Genomic DNA, 14,910 nt, shown 5'->3' on the forward strand with positions numbered 1-14,910 from the left:
ACGGCCGTGTGATCAGCCTGTGGCCCGCCTGTGAGTCCGGCGGGACCGCACCCGCCCCGCGCCTTCCGCCGGCGGCAGCGCGACCGTGAACACGGTGCGGCCGGGGGTGGAGCGCACACTCATCGTGCCGCCGTGGGCGGTGACGACGGCGTGTGCGATGGCCAGGCCGAGCCCGGTGCCGCCCGCCTGCCGCGAACGGGAGGCGTCGCCGCGCGCGAAGCGCTCGAAGACGGACCGCTGGAACTGCTCGGGGATGCCGGGGCCGTCGTCCTCGACCTCCAGCAGGACCGGTCGCGAGGGCGGGTCCCCGGCCCGTACCCGGGCCGTGACGGTGGTGCCGGCAGGGGTGTGCGTACGGGCGTTGGCGAGGAGGTTCACCAGGACCTGCTGGAGCCGCTCCCGGTCTGCCCGTACGGTCACCGGTACGGTCGGCAGCTCCAGTCGCCAGGTGTGGCCCGGGCCCGCGGCGCGCGCGTCCGCGACCGCGTCCACGACCAGCGGCGGCAGCTCCGTGCTCTCGTACGCGAGCGGGCGTCCCGCGTCCAGCTGGGCGAGCAGCAGCAGGTCCTCCACCAGGCCCGTCATCCGCACGGCCTCGGATTCGATCCTGCCGAGCGCGTGCCGGACGTCCGGCGGGACGGGGTCCTTGCCCCCGGGCCTTCCGCCGGGGGGTGCGCCCGCCTCCCCTCGCTCCCGGCCGCGCCGCGTCAGCTCCGCGTAACCGCGGATCGAGGCGAGCGGCGTACGCAGTTCATGCCCGGCGTCGGCGACGAACCGCCGCACCCGTGTCTCGCTCTCCTGGCGTGCGGTCAGCGCCGAACCGACGTGCCCCAGCAGGGTGTTGAGCGCCGCCCCGACCTGTCCCACCTCCGTGCGCGGATCGGCCTCGGCGTCCGCCACCCGCTCGTGCAGCGCCACCTCACCGCTGTGCAGGGGGAGTTCGCAGACACGCCGCGCCGTCGCCGCCACCCGCCGCAGCGGGCGCAGTGCCACGCCGACCATGGAGGCGCCCGCGATGCCAGCGGCGACCAGTCCCGCACCGGTGACGCAGACCTCGACGAGGATCAGCGTCCGCAGCGCGTCCCGCACGTCGCCTGTCGGAACCCCGACCAGGAAGGAGCCGCGGACGCCGTCGGCGTACTCGACCCGGTATCCGCCGCGGCCCGGCAGCTCGACCGTGTGCGGCCCGCCGTCCCGCGCCACGGCGGCGAGCGCGTCGCGCTGCGCGGCGGTGAGCGGATCCTCGGTGGGCCCGAGCCCGTCCGGTTCGCGCTGCGTGCTCGCGACGGCCACGGTGACCGTCCCGTCGTCGCCGACCAGCGCACCGACCGTGCCCACGGGAGCGCCGCCGCCCGTGACGAAGTCGAGCGGCGCCCTGGGGGGCAGGTCGCCCGGCGGCCGTTCGCCGTCCGGGACCGGGGGGCCGGTGGCCCGCATGGCCACCGCGCCGAGCCGCGCGTCCAGCTGCCCGTACAGGTAGGTGCGGAACGCGACGGTCGTGACCGTCCCGATCACCGCGCACACGACGGCGATCAGCAGTACCGCCGAGACCACCAGCCGGGTGCGCAGCGACCACGGCCGCCCGCGCCCGGCCCCCTTCACCTCACTCACCGGGCTTGATCAGGTACCCCGCCCCGCGCCGGGTGTGGATCATCGGCGACCGCCCCGCGTCGATCTTCCTGCGGAGGTAGGAGATGTACAGCTCGACCACGTTGGCCTGGCCGCCGAAGTCGTAGTTCCACACCCGGTCCAGGATCTGCGCCTTGCTCAGCACCCGGCGCGGATTGCGCATGAGGTAGCGGAGCAGCTCGAACTCGGTCGCCGTGAGACGGATCGGCTGCCCGCCGCGCGACACCTCGTGGCTGTCCTCGTCGAGCACGAGGTCGCCGACGACGAGCAGCGACTCGCTGCGCACGGCCGCCGCCTTCGACCTCCGGATCAGGCCCCGCAGCCGGGCCACGACCTCCTCCAGGGAGAACGGCTTGGTCACGTAGTCGTCGCCGCCGGCCGTCAGCCCCGCGATCCGGTCCTCGACCGCGTCCTTCGCGGTGAGGAAGAGCACGGGCACGTCGGGCGCCTCGCGGCGCAGCCGGCCGAGGACGGCGAGGCCGCCCATGTCCGGCAGCATCACGTCCAGCACGACGGCGTCCGGCCGGAACTCGCGCGCCGAGCGCAGCGCGCCCGCGCCGTCGCCCGCGCTGCGCACCTCCCACCCCTCGTACCGCAGGGCCATCGACAACAGCTCGCTCAGCGGCGCCTCGTCGTCCACGACGAGCACCCGTACGGGACCGCCGTCCGGCCTGAGCAGTTCGGTGCGCCCCTGGGGCGAGGTGGTGGTCATGCTCACCACCTTGGGGGGCCGCCCTGAGAGCCTTCTTGCCCGATCCTGTGAATTCCCTGAGAAGGCCGGACCGGCGCGAGGAGCCGGGCGCCGTTGTCGTGGCAGACGGCCCGCAGCCAGTCGTCCCCGAGCTCCAGCCGTTCGAGGGCGCGCAGCTGATGGACGTAGGGGTACGGGATGTTCGGGAAGTCCGTCCCCAGCACGACCCGGTCCCCGAGGGCGGCGAGCCGCCCCCGCTCGCGTACCGGGAACGGCACGGTGGCCTCGCTGAAGTCCGTGAACGCCATCGTCGTGTCGAGGTGCACGTGCGGGTATCGCTCGGCAAGGTCGAGGAAGTCGGTGTACTCGGGCATGCCCATGTGCGCGACGACCAGCCGCAGCCGCGGATGACGCGCGAGCAGCCGGCCCACCGGCTCCGGCCCGGTGTACTCGCCGGGCGCGGGCCCCGAGCCGCAGTGCATCACGACCGGCACCCCGGCCTCGGCGAGGAGCCCCCACGCGGGATCGAGCAGGGGATCGCCGGGATCGTACGCGCCGACCTGCACATGCGCCTTGATCACGCGCGCCCCGCCCTCGACCGCATCGCGTACGTACGCGGCCACGCCCGGCTCGGGGAACAGGGTGGCCGTGTGGGCGCAGTCCGGTGTGCGCGCCGCGAAGCCTGCCGACCAGCCGTTGAGCCAGGCGGCCATGCCCGGCTTGTGCGGGTAGAGCATCGAGGTGAAGGTCCGCACCCCGAACGCCCGCAGCAGCGCGACGCGTTCGTCCTCGGCGCGCCGGTAGGTGATGGGCCACTCCCGGCCGGTCAGCGGTCCCGCGGAGTCGAAGTACGCCCACACCTTGCGCAGGACGCGCTCGGGCATGAAGTGCGTGTGGACGTCGACGAGCCCCGGCAGCCCGAGCCGCCCCCAGAACTCCCGCACCTGTGCGGCCTCACCCTCGTTCACAGCCGTAGCTCCGCTCCGCCTCGGCGACGCGCACGCCGCGACTCCCGTACCGCTCGTCCCGCGCGGCGGTTCTGTGCCGCGACGGGTCCACCGGTCTGGGGGTCACCTTCCGGTCCGAACGGCTGGGTTGTCCACCGTCATTGCGGAAGGGACCGAAGGGGCTGCTGTCCTTTGCCGTCGGGGCGCCTGCCATCCGACACCTGTCATCGGGCGCCTGTAGTCGGGCGCCTGTCATCCGACGCCTGTCATCGGGCACCTGCCATCGGGGGGCGCCGGTCAGAACAGCCCGTCCTGCTCGCTCCCGGCCGGTACCGCGGTCAACGGGACGCTCACCTCGGCCCCCGGATCGGCGCCCACCAGCGACCATCCGGTCATCAGGCGGGTGTCGACCACCACGACCCGGCCGGCCGCGGTCCGCAGATGCAGGTCGGGCCCGGCCGCGGCCAGCAGCCGCCCGGCCACCACTCCCCCGTCGGCCAGCTCACGCACGACGCCGGTCGCGGCCGGCAGCCCGTCCAGCCCGAACACCGCGGCGTGATCGACCACCTCGCACGGCATCCGCTCCAGGGAGTCGGCCCACCCGCCGAGCGCGACGGCACGCGCGTGCAGCTCCTCGACGTCGCCGGCCCGTGCGGCGATCGGCGGCAACGCCGCCCGCACCGCCCGCTTCCTGCCGTACGGGATCCGGTCGGGAACGCCCAGCGCGGCGCGCAGCAGCTCCTCGGTCCGCCGCGCGGCCATCAGCGGCCCCAGCCCGAGCCAGCTGAAGGCCACGGCGCCCTGCTCCCGCAGCCGCGCCGCCCCGCGCTCCTCGGCGGTGATCCCGACCTTGACCATCCCGGGCCCGAACCAGGCCAGGTACACGCGGTAGGTCCGTGGGTCGTCGGGTACGGCGTCGGCCGCCACGGAGTGCGCCCGGTCCAGCCGCGCGCACTCGGGGCACCGCGCCTGCGTGGCGCGCGCCGAGACCTGCGCCCGCAGCGGACAGGCGTTTCCCCGCGCCCCGACGCAGCGCCGTTCGCCCACGGCGCCGAAGCCGATCTCCCGGCCGGCCCCGAGCGGGCTGACCCGCCCGCCCTCCCAGCGCAGCACCGCCCCCGGCCCCCCGTCGGGCCAGGCGAGCCCCGCACACCGCCACGCCATGCCCACACCTCCGGCGACCCGCTGCTCCACGCCGGTGACCCGTGGCCTCAGCCGGCTCGGGGCCCTCCCGGATCACGACGCCCTTCCATGATCCCGCGCCGCCCGCCCCCGTACGCCGACCGGCCGAACCGGCCCCGGCACCTTCTCCTCGGAACCCAACGCGAGAGGCCCCCGGATCTCTCCGGGGGCCTCTCGTCTGTGTGCACTCGGCAGGATTCGAACCTGCAACCTTCTGATCCGTAGTCAGATGCTCTATCCGTTAAGCTACGAGTGCTTGTGCTTCCCGGGCTTTTCTGCCCGGTCGGCGTTGCGGGAACAACATTACATGACCTCCGCCGTCACGCGAAATCCATTAGCCGCACCCCCTCTGACCTGCACAGATACCCGAATGGGCGGAGTGGGCGGGCGCGGTGGGCGCGCGAGGGGGGCAGGCGGGGTGGCGCCGGAACGACCGAAGCCCCGGCCGTGGGGCCGGGGCTTCGGTGATCAACTGGCGGAGGCGGAGGGATTTGAACCCTCGATGGGCTTTAAGACCCAAACCGCATTAGCAGTGCGGCGCCATAGACCGGACTAGGCGACGCCTCCAGCACACCCGCGCGGGCGCGAGTGGTGCGTGCAGATGATGACACAGCACGGTGGCCTGTCACCAATCGCCGTCCACGGTACTAGCCCCGGGGCCCGCAGAGCAAAGCATCTCGGGTTGCGCAACGCGGCGGCCCGCGCAGCGTTAGAGATGCCGGGGCACGACCCGGCCGCCCGGTCGAGATCCGCCGGGGGCCGGCCGCCCCCGCACGGACCCTTCACTTTCCAGGAGCCCTGCATGCTTCGTCGCCTCGTCGTCACCGCCACCGTGTCCGCCGCCGCCCTGGCCTGCGCCATGCCCGCCGCCGGGGCCGTGACGTCACCCCTCCCCCTGCCCGTACCGCTTTTGGACGCACCCGATCGGCTGATGGTCGTGGTCTCCGAGACCGGGACCCGGACGGACGGCCGCTACAGGCTGAAGTGCGGCCCCGCGGGCGGCACCCACCCCTCCGCGCGGGCCGCCTGCGAGCGGCTCGACGAGCTCGCCAGGGAGAACCTCGACCCGTTCGCGCCGGTGCCCGAGGGACAGATGTGCACACAGCAGTTCGGCGGGCCTGCCACCGCGCGGATCACCGGCACCTGGCAGGGGCGGCGCATCAACGCCACCTTCGACCGGTCCGACGGCTGCCAGATCTCACGCTGGCAGATGCTGGAGCCGGTCCTGCCGAACACCAGGTCATAGGCCGAAGGCGTACGCCATCCGCACACAACCTTGGTGAGAGCTCCCCCGCATCCGCCGTCCCCGCGCCGGGCGCTGCCCTTAGACTCCCTCAGTGACAGGCCGAGGCCCTAGGGGCAAGATGGGGCCGGCCGTCCGCAATACGCAGTAGGTCAGGGAGGAACCGTCGTCGTGAGCAGCAGGCCATCCCGAGGCGCTGCTCGCCTCGCAGCCATACTCGACGCCCTCCCTGACGGGCTCGTGCTCGTCAACGCCAACGGCACGGTCGTCAACGCCAACACCATCGCCCTCGAGCTCTTCGAGGCGCCGGGCACCGCTCTCGTGGGCCGGGGGCTGCTCGACCTGCTTCCCGAGTTCGACTCGCGCCTCATCCCCGGCTCCATGCGCCGTCCCGACACGGCCGACGAGCACGGGCGCACCAAGCCCACCCGGATGATGGCGCGGCGGACGGACGGCAGCGAGTTCCCGGTCGAGGTGACCAGCGCGAGCCTGGACGGACGCGAGGCGTACGACTCGTACAACGGCTACACCGGCGACGAGCTGCTGATGCTGGTCGTGCGCGACCTCTCGGGGACCATGGACACCGAGGCGGAGCTGGCGCGTTCGCAGCGGCAGACCGAGATGATCCTGCGGGCCGCGGCCGAGGGCGTCGTCGGCACCGACACCGACGGACGGGTCGTCCTCGTCAACCCGGCGGCCGCGCAGATCCTCGGCTTCCGCGCCAGTGATCTCGGCGGCCAGGAGCTGCACCCGCTGATCCTGCACTCGCGCGCGGACGGCGAGCCCTTCCCGTACGAGGAGTCGCCGCTCGCCGACACCCTCAAGTCCGGGCGCAAGCACCGGGTGCGGGGGCAGGTGCTGTGGGCGAAGAACGGCTCCAAGATCTCCGTCGACCTGACCACCGCGCCGGTGCGCGACGGGGACCAGCTGGTCGGCGCGGTGATGACGTTCACCGACCGGCGGCCGTTCGAGGAGCAGGCCCGTAAGCACGCGGAGGAGCTCGCGGAGACGACCGAGCGCCTGACCGGCGAGCTGGCACGGACGACGGAGCGGCTGACGGCCGAGCTCACGGCCGCCGCCGAGAAGTACGAGTCCGAACTGGCCGACAAGGCCGAGCGGTACACCGCCGAGCTGGAGGCCGGCGCCGAGCGGTACGGGGAACTCGCCGCCCGGCACGCCCAGCTGACCGCCGTGCTCGGCGAGTCGCTGCGCGGGCCGCTGGAGGAGCTGCGCAGGGAACTGGGCACGCTGGCCGACGACCCCGCCGGACAGCTGTGGCCCGAGGCGAACCAGATCCTGCACCATCTGGCCGCCGGATACGCCCGTATGACGACGCTCGTCGACAACGTGCTCGGCTACCAGCGCCTCGACATGGGCCAGGAGGAGCTGACCAAGACCAAGGTGCTGCTCGACGCCGTCGTGGCGGCGGGTGTCGAGGGAGCCGTCGAGCTGATCGGCCCGGGGCGGGCCCAGTTCGCCGTGCACGCGCCGCCGATAGAGGCCGAGGTGGACGGGACGCGGCTGGCGACGGCGCTCGCGCACCTGGTCGCGGATGTCGCGGGCGTCGACTCGACGGGCAAGGCCAAGGTCGTGCCCGGCGGCGGCTACGTGGACTCGACGGTCGTGGTCGCGGCGGCACAGCGCGGCGACGTCGTCCGCATCGAGGTGCGGGGGCCGTTCACGGGCGGGGACCCGGTGCACGAGCCGATCGTGCGCGGGATCGTCCGGGCGCACGGCGGGGTGCTGCAGACGCACGAGGTGCCCGGGATGAGCGGCAGCGCGTACGTCCTGGAGGTACCGCTGGGCGAGGGCGCGGGCACGGTGGCGCCGCCGCCGGCCGCGGAGCTCGCCCTGCCCGCCCAGCAGTCCTCCGAGCCCGCCCCGGCCACGGCCGGCGGCGGTCGGCGGCGCGCGCGCCGGGCCTCCACGGACGCCTTCCTGGAGAGCCCCGTGGCCATGGAGGATCCGGTCGCCGCACCGCCGTCCGGGCGGCGGCGGGCCGCCCAGGCGAACGCGGCCGGGGCCGAACCGGTCCCCGCCCAGGACGCGGGAGAAACCTCCGCCGACGCGAGCGTGCAGACCAACGGAACGGGACGCCGGCGGGGGCGGCCGAGCCCCGCCGAGCAGGCCGCGGCCGCACCGCAGGCTGCCGCTGAGGGCTCGGTGGTCACGGCAGCCGAAGGCGCCGGCGGGCGGGCCGCGCGCGGCGAGACCGTGCCGCCGCAGGGCGTGCCGGTCGACGCGCACGGCCTCGGGGCCGCTCCCTCGGGGCGGCGGGCGCGACGGGCCGTGGAGAGCGGGCGGCCGGAGCTGGCCGCCGCGCCGCCGCCGGCCGCCCAGCCCGTGGCACCGCCGACAGGGGCCCAGCCGACCGGCCGCAGGGCCCGGCGGGCGCTCGCCCCCGCACCGGCCGAGGCGGAGGGCGCCGTACGGACCGCGTTCGCGCTGCCGCCCGCCGAGGCGGACCGGGTGCAGCCCGGGAGTGCCGCCGCGATCCCGGCCGAACAGCACGACGCCGTGGCCACGGCCCCCGGCACGGAGCACCACACGCCGCCGCAGCCGCATCCGGCGCCCACCGGCCGCAGGCGTGCCCGCGTTCAGGCGCAGCCGCCCGCCACCGGCGAGACGGCAGGCGAGACGGGCGCCGGGACGGCCGTGGAGGCCACCGGCGGGACCGCCGTCCCGCAGACCGCTGCGCAGCCCGTTCTGCCCGGGCAGGCACAGCGGACCGCACCGGACCCCGCGTCGGGCGACGCGCCCGTTGCGCAGGCGACGCCTGCCGCACCGGAGAACGGGCAGACGGGCACCGTCCCGGCAGCGGCCACGGCACAGGCCCAGGACTCCGCGGACGAGGCGGGCACGCCCGCGCGGGGGACGGACACCGGATCCGTGTCCGTACCGCTGCCGCCGGCGCGTCCCGTCACGGGACGGGCAGCCGCGGCCGGAGCGGCCGTGCCCCCGCCCCGCGTCGCCCAGCCGCTGCCCGCCGAGGAGCCGGTCACGGCGGACTCGACGCAGGGACGCGCGTTCAGCGTGCGCACCCTCGGCCAGGGCGTACCGTTCGCGCAGCAGCTCACGCAGCAGCAGAACCAGACGCTCGGCTCCGGCCGCCGCCGCAAGCTGGGCACGCGCCCGGACAGCGACCTCCCCCAGGCCGCCGCCCGGCCCCACCCGCAGCCGCAGGCCGCGCCGAGCCCGGCCCCGGCGCCAGCGCCCGCGCCCGTTCCGGCACCGGGCACGTCGCGGCTGCCCGCCGACCGCTCGGAAGGCCGCGCCTACGCGATAGGGGCGCCCGACGAGGGCGCCGAGGGCCCCGAGCCGCTGGACGGACCCGGCGGCGCGATCGAGGTCGCCAACCGGCCCCAGCCGCAGCCCGTCGACGACGAGCTGCCGCCCGAGCCGCTGGACAACCCGCGCAGGCTGCTGGTGTGGCCGGCACCGGACGTCCCCACGCAGCAGGCGCTGAGCGACCGCGGCTACCGGCCCGTCGTCGTGCACTCCCGCGAGGAGGTCGACGCGCAGATCGCGGCGTTCCCCGCGGCCCTGTTCGTGGACCCGCTGACGGGTCCGATCACGCGGACCGCACTGCAGTCGCTGCGGCAGGCCGCCGTGGCCGCCGAGGTGCCGGTGCTGGTGACCGCGGGCCTCGGGCAGGCGACACGGGAGGCGGCGTACGGCGCCGATCCGGCCGTCCTGCTCAAGGCGCTGGCCCCGCGCGACAGCGAGCAGCACCCCTCGCGCGTGCTGCTGATCGAGGAGAACGAGGAGATCGCGCTCGCGCTGACGGCGACGCTGGAGCGGCGCGGGATGCAGGTGGCCCGGGCCGGCGCCGACGCGGACGCGGTGACGCTGGCGACCCAGATGCGGCCGAACCTGGTGGTGATGGACCTGATGCAGGTGCGTCGCCGGCGCGCCGGGATCATCGACTGGCTGCGGGCGAACGGGCAGTTGAACCGCACGCCGCTCGTCGTCTACACCTCGGCCGGTCTCGACCCGGCCGAACTGCCGCGGCTGTCGTCGGGGGAGACGGTGCTCTTCCTCGCCGAGCGGTCGACCAGCAGCGAGGTCCAGGCCCGCATCGTCGATCTGCTCGCGAAGATCGGCACCAACTGACGCCCGGCACGCGGACGTTCACGCGAAAGGGGCCGGCGGTGACCGCCGGCCCCTTCGTCGTCCCGGGTCGCCGCTGCGGCGGCGTGACGACTACAGCTCGGTGACGTCCAGCTCCCCGTCCGCGTACTGCTTGCGGATCACCTTCTTGTCGAACTTGCCCACGCTCGTCTTGGGCACCGCCGGCACGATCGCCCACCGCTCGGGCAGCTGCCACTTGGCGATCGACTCCGCCAGGAAGTCCCGCAGCGTCCCGTAGTCCGCCGTCGATCCCTCCTTGAGCACGACCGTCGCCAGCGGACGCTCGCCCCACTTCGCGTCCGGGACGGCGACCACGGCCGCCTCGACGACCTCGGGGTGCGCCATCAGCGCGTTCTCCAGCTCCACGCTGGAGATCCACTCGCCGCCGGACTTGATGACGTCCTTGGCCCGGTCGGTCAGCGTCAGGTAGCCGTCCGGGCTGATCACGCCGACGTCGCCGGTCTTCAGCCAGCCGTCCTCGCTGAACTTGTCCTCGGGGCGGAAGTCCTCGCCGCCCGCTCCGCCGTAGTAGGCGCCGGCGATCCAGGGGCCGCGCACCTCCAGCTCTCCGGCCGACTCGCCGTCCCAGGGCAGGAACTCGCCGCCGGGACCGACCAGCCGTCCCTCCACTCCGGCCGGGAAACGGCCCTGCGTGACGCGGTAGGGCCACTCCTCCTCGGCGCTCAGACCGGCCGGCGGGTGGGCCATGGTGCCGAGCGGCGAGGTCTCGGTCATGCCCCAGGCGTGACACAGCCGCACGCCGAGCTTGTCGTACGCCTCCATGAGGGAGGGCGGGCAGGCGGCGCCGCCGATGGTGACCTGCTTCATGGAGCTGAGGTCGCGGCCCGCGGAGCCCCCGGAGGTGACCTCGGCGAGCAGGCCCTGCCAGATGGTGGGGACGGCGGCGGCGTGCGACGGCCTCTCGCGCTCGATCATGTCGGCCAGCGGCGCGGGCTGGAGGAAGCGGTCGGGCATCAGCATGTTGATGCCGGTCATGAAGGTGGCGTGCGGCAGGCCCCAGGCGTTCACGTGGAACTGCGGGACGACCACGAGGGTGGTGTCCTTGTCGGTCAGGCCCATCGACTCCGTCATGTTGACCTGCATGGAGTGCAGGTAGATGGAGCGGTGGGAGTAGACGACGCCCTTGGGGTCGCCCGTGGTGCCGGAGGTGTAGCACATGGCCGCGGCGCTGCGCTCGTCCAGCTCGGGCCAGTCGTACGTGGTCGGTCTGCCGGCGATCAGCTCCTCGTACTCGTGGACCTGCGCCTCGGTGTCGGCGAGCAGCGACCGGTCGCCGGGGCCGGAGACCACGATGTGCTCGATGGTCGGCAGGTGCGGCAGGAGCGGGGCGAGCAGGGGGAGCAGGGAACCGTTGACGATCACGGCCCGGTCGCCTGCGTGGTTGACGATCCACACGAGCTGCTCGGCGGGCAGGCGCAGGTTCAGCGTGTGGAGCACGGCGCCCATGGAGGGGATCGCGAAGTACGCCTCGACGTGTTCCGCGTTGTTCCACATGAGGGTGGCCACGCGCTGGTCGCCGTCGATGCCGAGCTCGTCGCGCAGGGCGTTGGCCAGCTGAGTGGCGCGTCGGCCCGTCTCGGCGAAGCTGCGGCGCTGTGGTTCCGGCTCGCCGGTCCAGGTGGTGATCTGCGACTTCCCGTGGATCGTCATCCCATGCTGAAGGATGCGGGTCACAGTCAGCGGTACGTCCTGCATGGTGCTCAGCACGGCGTCCTCCCGGTGGGCGCTGGCGCTACGTTGCGGCAAGTGGGAAAGATTCTGCGCACATACCGAGCGGTATGTCACTACCCGGAAGTAATGAATCCCGCACATCACCGCGCAACACCGCACACGAGGGCCTGTGGAACGGGCTCGTTCAGCGGACGGGAGTCAGCTCGGGGTCGTCGCGCAGCTTTCCGAGCGCCCGCGACACCGCGCTCTTGACCGTGCCGATCGACACGCCGAGCACCTCGGCCGTCTGGGCCTCGCTCAGGTCCTCGTAGTACCGCAGGACGACCATGGCCCGCTGCCGGTCCGGCAGCTTCATCACGGCACGCCACATCGCGTCGTGCAGCACCTGCTGCTCGGCCGGGTCCGTCGCCGCGACGGTCTCCTGCTCGGGCAGCTCGTCACAGACGAACTCGTCCACCTTGCGCTTGCGCCACTGCGACGTGCGGGTGTTGAGCAGCGCGCGGCGCACATAGCCGTCGAGCGCGCGGTGGTCCTCGATCCGGTCCCACGCGACATACGTCTTGGTCAGCGCGGTCTGCAGCAGGTCCTCGGCATCGCTCGGGTTCGCGGTGAGCGACCTCGCGGTCCGCAGCAGTACGGGCCCCCGCGCCCGTACGTACGACGAGAACGACGTGTAAGGCGTGTACGACGGCACCGGCGCGGCGGCCTGGGAGGCGTGCGTACAGACTGGCGTGGTCATGTCTCCACGCTAGGAGCGGGCCCGCCACGGCGGATCGGCCCCAGGGACCGAAGCGGTGTCCCCCTCAGGTTGTAGGGCCGGCGGGGCCCGCACCTCCTGAAGGTGGAGGGCACCCGCAGGGGCTACGCGCCGTCGGCCCCGAGAACCAGTCCGGAGGTGGGGACCCCGGTGCCGGCCGTCACCAGCACCCTGGACGCGCCGGGAACCTGGTTCACCGAGGTGCCGCGCACCTGCCTGACCGCCTCGGCGATCCCGTTCATCCCGTGCAGGTACGCCTCGCCCAGCTGCCCCCCGTGCGTGTTCAGGGGCAGCCCGTCCGCCGCCACGAAGGCGGCCCCCTCGCCGGGCCCGCAGAAGCCGAACTCCTCCAGCTGCATCAGCACGAACGGCGTGAAGTGGTCGTACAGGATCGCCACGTCGACGCCTGCGGGACCGAGCCCGCAGGTGCGCCACAACTGGCGGGCCACCACGCCCATTTCGGGCAGTCCGGTGAGGTCGTCGCGGTAGAAGCTGGTCATCTGCTCCTGGGACCTGCCCGCTCCCTGCGCCGCGGCGAGGACCACCGCGGGCGGATGCGGCAGGTCACGGGCGCGCTCGACGCCGGTGACGACGATCGCCTGGCCGCCGTCGGTCTCCTGACAGCAGTCCAGCAGCCGCAGGGGCTCGGCTATCCACCGTGAGGCGGCATGGTCCGCGAGGCTGATCGGCCTGCCGTGGAAGTACGCGGCGGGGTTGGTCGCCGCGTACCGCCGGCCGCTCACGGCGACATGGCCGAAGACCTCGGGCGTCAGACCGTACGCGTACAGATAGCGCTGCGCGGCCATCGCCACCCATGAAGCCGGGGTCAGCAGTCCGAAGGGCAGGCTCCAGCCGAGTGCGGCGCCCTCCGCCGACGGCTCGCGGTGGCGGACCCCCGAGCCGAAGCGGCGACCGGAGCGCTCGTTGAACGCCCGGTAGCAGACGACGACGTCGGCGACGCCCGCGGCGACGGCCAGTGCCGCCTGCTGGACGGTGGCGCAGGCCGCGCCGCCCCCGTAGTGGACGCGTGAGAAGAAGGACAGCTCGCCGATGCCCGCGGCCTGGGCGACCGTGATCTCCGGGCTCGTGTCCATGGTGAAGGTGACCATGCCGTCGACGTCGGCGGGGGAGAGGCCGGCGTCGTCGAGCGCGGCCCGCACGGCCTCCACGGCGAGTTTCAGCTCGCTGCGACCGGAATCCTTGGAGAACTCCGTCGCTCCGATCCCCGCCACGGCCGCCCTGCCGCCGAGTGCGTCCTTGCCGCGGATGCTCATGCGGCGTCCTGCGGGAGAGTCACGGTCACGGTGCCCGTCACATGGGTGCCCAGGCCGTTGACGCCGGTGACCCGCACCTCGGCGGTCGTGCCGTCGCTCGCCTCGACCGTGCCCGTCAACACCATGGTGTCGCCTGGGTAGTTGGGCACGCCGAGCCGGATCGCGACCCTGCGCAGCACGGCACGCTCCCCGAAGAAGTCGGTGACGAACCGCCCGACCAGGCCGTTCGTCGTCAGGATGTTCATGAAGACGTCCGGGGAGCCCTTCTCCCGCGCGAGCTCGGCGTCGTGGTGCACGTCCTGGTAGTCGCGCGAGGCGATGGCTCCGGCGACGATCAGCGTGCGCGTGACGGGCACGGTGAGCGGGGGCAGCTGCGCGCCCGCGCCCGGGGCCGGGCTCATACGGCCTCCCGCCGGTCCGGCTCGGCCCGGAAGACCGGCAGCTCCAGATCGTCGTCCACCCGCAGGAACTCCAGCTCCACCGGCATCCCGATGCGGACCTCGTCGTACGGGACTCCGACGACGTTGCTCACGAACCGCACGCCCTCGGCCAGCTCGATCAGCCCCACCGCGTACGGCGGGTCGAACGCGGGGAAGGGCGGATGGTGCATCACCACGTACGAGAAGACGGTGCCCGCTCCGCTCGCGGCCACCGTGTCCCAGTCGGGCGAGCCGCATGCCGCGCACCCCGGCAGCCAGGGCAGGCGCAGTGTCCCGCAGCCGCCGCAGCGCTGGATGAGCAGCCGGTGGGCGGCCACGCCCTGCCAGAACCCCTCGTTGTCCCTGTTGACCACCGGGCGCGGGCGCTCGGCCGCGGGGCGCGGGCCCTCCGCCGCGGCGGGCTGGGCGGCGCGGGCCGGGCGGGCGGGCGGCGCGTATGTGAGGATGCGGAGGCGGTGCGTGCCCGCCGGCTCGCCGCCGGCCCGCACGTCCGTCCGCGTGGTGATGAAGTACCCCGTCCCCAGCTTCGTCGTCTTGCGCGGGGAGACCGACTCGATCACCGCGTCGAAGGTGATGCGGTCACCGGGCCGCAGCGGTCGCAGGTACTCCTGCTCGCAGTCGGTCGCCACCACGGACCGGAAACCCGCCGCGTCGAGCAGAGCGAACAGCTCGTCCTGGGCGGGTGCCCGGCCACTGTGGCCCGACAGCCCGCCCATCGTCCACGCCTGCAGCATGGTGGGGGGCGCGATGGCGTCCGGCCCCCGGTACGCGGCGTTGTTGTCCCCCATCGCCTCGCACCAGTGCCTGATCATCGGCTCGTTGACCGGGTCCTTGCCCTCGCAGGAGAGGGCGGCGGGCTGCCCCTCGTACCTCTTCAGCCGTGCGTAGAGCTCGTCGGTCACCTCGTTCCCCCTCCCAGAGGAT

General features: G+C 73.9%; 11 protein-coding genes and 2 tRNA genes. 2 read left to right on the forward strand and 11 right to left on the reverse strand.

Annotated features, from left to right (window positions below; all coding sequences use genetic code 11):
* Positions 1-12: 12 nt before the first annotated feature.
* From AB0K02_RS25255 to AB0K02_RS25280, 6 genes are all read right to left on the reverse strand, one after another.
* Positions 13-1,611 carry a HAMP domain-containing sensor histidine kinase gene (locus AB0K02_RS25255; protein WP_365994799.1) on the reverse strand — a complete coding sequence of 533 codons (1,599 nt, stop codon included), beginning with the start codon at positions 1,609-1,611 and terminating at the stop codon, positions 13-15.
* The gene (locus AB0K02_RS25260) at positions 1,604-2,341 is read right to left on the reverse strand and encodes a response regulator transcription factor (protein WP_365994800.1); all 738 of its coding nucleotides are present in this window, start codon (positions 2,339-2,341) and stop codon (positions 1,604-1,606) included. The genes AB0K02_RS25255 and AB0K02_RS25260 overlap by 8 nt, the downstream gene beginning before the upstream one ends.
* 2 nt (positions 2,342-2,343) lie before the next feature.
* Positions 2,344-3,288, reverse strand: coding sequence for an amidohydrolase family protein (locus AB0K02_RS25265; protein WP_365994801.1), 945 nt, complete (start codon positions 3,286-3,288; stop codon positions 2,344-2,346).
* Between the two features lie 276 nt (positions 3,289-3,564).
* Entirely contained in the window at positions 3,565-4,431 is an 867-nt protein-coding gene (locus tag AB0K02_RS25270; RefSeq protein ID WP_365994802.1) for a DUF2797 domain-containing protein, read from the reverse strand.
* Positions 4,432-4,632: 201 nt separating this feature from the next.
* A tRNA-Arg gene (locus AB0K02_RS25275) sits at positions 4,633-4,705 on the reverse strand.
* Positions 4,706-4,922: 217 nt separating this feature from the next.
* Positions 4,923-5,016 (reverse strand) — tRNA-Ser (locus tag AB0K02_RS25280).
* Positions 5,017-5,251: 235 nt separating this feature from the next.
* On the opposite strand from AB0K02_RS25280, the gene AB0K02_RS25285 reads away from it, so the two are divergent.
* Both AB0K02_RS25285 and AB0K02_RS25290 read left to right on the forward strand, forming a co-directional pair.
* Positions 5,252-5,695, forward strand: coding sequence for an SSI family serine proteinase inhibitor (locus AB0K02_RS25285; protein ID WP_365994803.1), 444 nt, complete (start codon positions 5,252-5,254; stop codon positions 5,693-5,695).
* A gap of 168 nt (positions 5,696-5,863) precedes the next feature.
* On the forward strand, positions 5,864-9,805 hold the full coding sequence (locus AB0K02_RS25290; RefSeq protein WP_365994804.1) for a PAS domain-containing protein: 3,942 nt from the start codon (positions 5,864-5,866) through the stop codon (positions 9,803-9,805).
* Positions 9,806-9,895: 90 nt separating this feature from the next.
* Here the strand turns inward: AB0K02_RS25290 and AB0K02_RS25295 are convergent, their stop codons facing one another.
* The 5 genes from AB0K02_RS25295 to AB0K02_RS25315 all read right to left on the reverse strand — a co-directional run bounded on the left by AB0K02_RS25295 (position 9,896) and on the right by AB0K02_RS25315 (position 14,888).
* Positions 9,896-11,551, reverse strand: a complete 1,656-nt coding sequence (locus tag AB0K02_RS25295; RefSeq protein ID WP_365994859.1) for a long-chain fatty acid--CoA ligase — start codon at positions 11,549-11,551, stop codon at positions 9,896-9,898.
* Positions 11,552-11,699: 148 nt separating this feature from the next.
* Positions 11,700-12,254, reverse strand: coding sequence for a SigE family RNA polymerase sigma factor (locus tag AB0K02_RS25300; protein WP_365994805.1), 555 nt, complete (start codon positions 12,252-12,254; stop codon positions 11,700-11,702).
* A gap of 122 nt (positions 12,255-12,376) precedes the next feature.
* Positions 12,377-13,546, reverse strand: coding sequence for a lipid-transfer protein (locus AB0K02_RS25305; protein ID WP_365994806.1), 1,170 nt, complete (start codon positions 13,544-13,546; stop codon positions 12,377-12,379).
* Entirely contained in the window at positions 13,543-13,947 is a 405-nt protein-coding gene (locus AB0K02_RS25310) for an acyl dehydratase (protein ID WP_365994807.1), read from the reverse strand. The genes AB0K02_RS25305 and AB0K02_RS25310 overlap by 4 nt, the downstream gene beginning before the upstream one ends.
* Positions 13,944-14,888 carry a bifunctional MaoC family dehydratase N-terminal/OB-fold nucleic acid binding domain-containing protein gene (locus tag AB0K02_RS25315; protein WP_365994808.1) on the reverse strand — a complete coding sequence of 315 codons (945 nt, stop codon included), beginning with the start codon at positions 14,886-14,888 and terminating at the stop codon, positions 13,944-13,946. Before AB0K02_RS25315 ends, AB0K02_RS25310 begins: the two co-directional genes overlap by 4 nt.
* Positions 14,889-14,910 lie beyond the last annotated feature (22 nt).

The organism is Streptomyces sp. NPDC049597 (assembly GCF_040675505.1).
Taxonomy (GTDB): Bacteria; Actinomycetota; Actinomycetes; order Streptomycetales; family Streptomycetaceae; genus Streptomyces.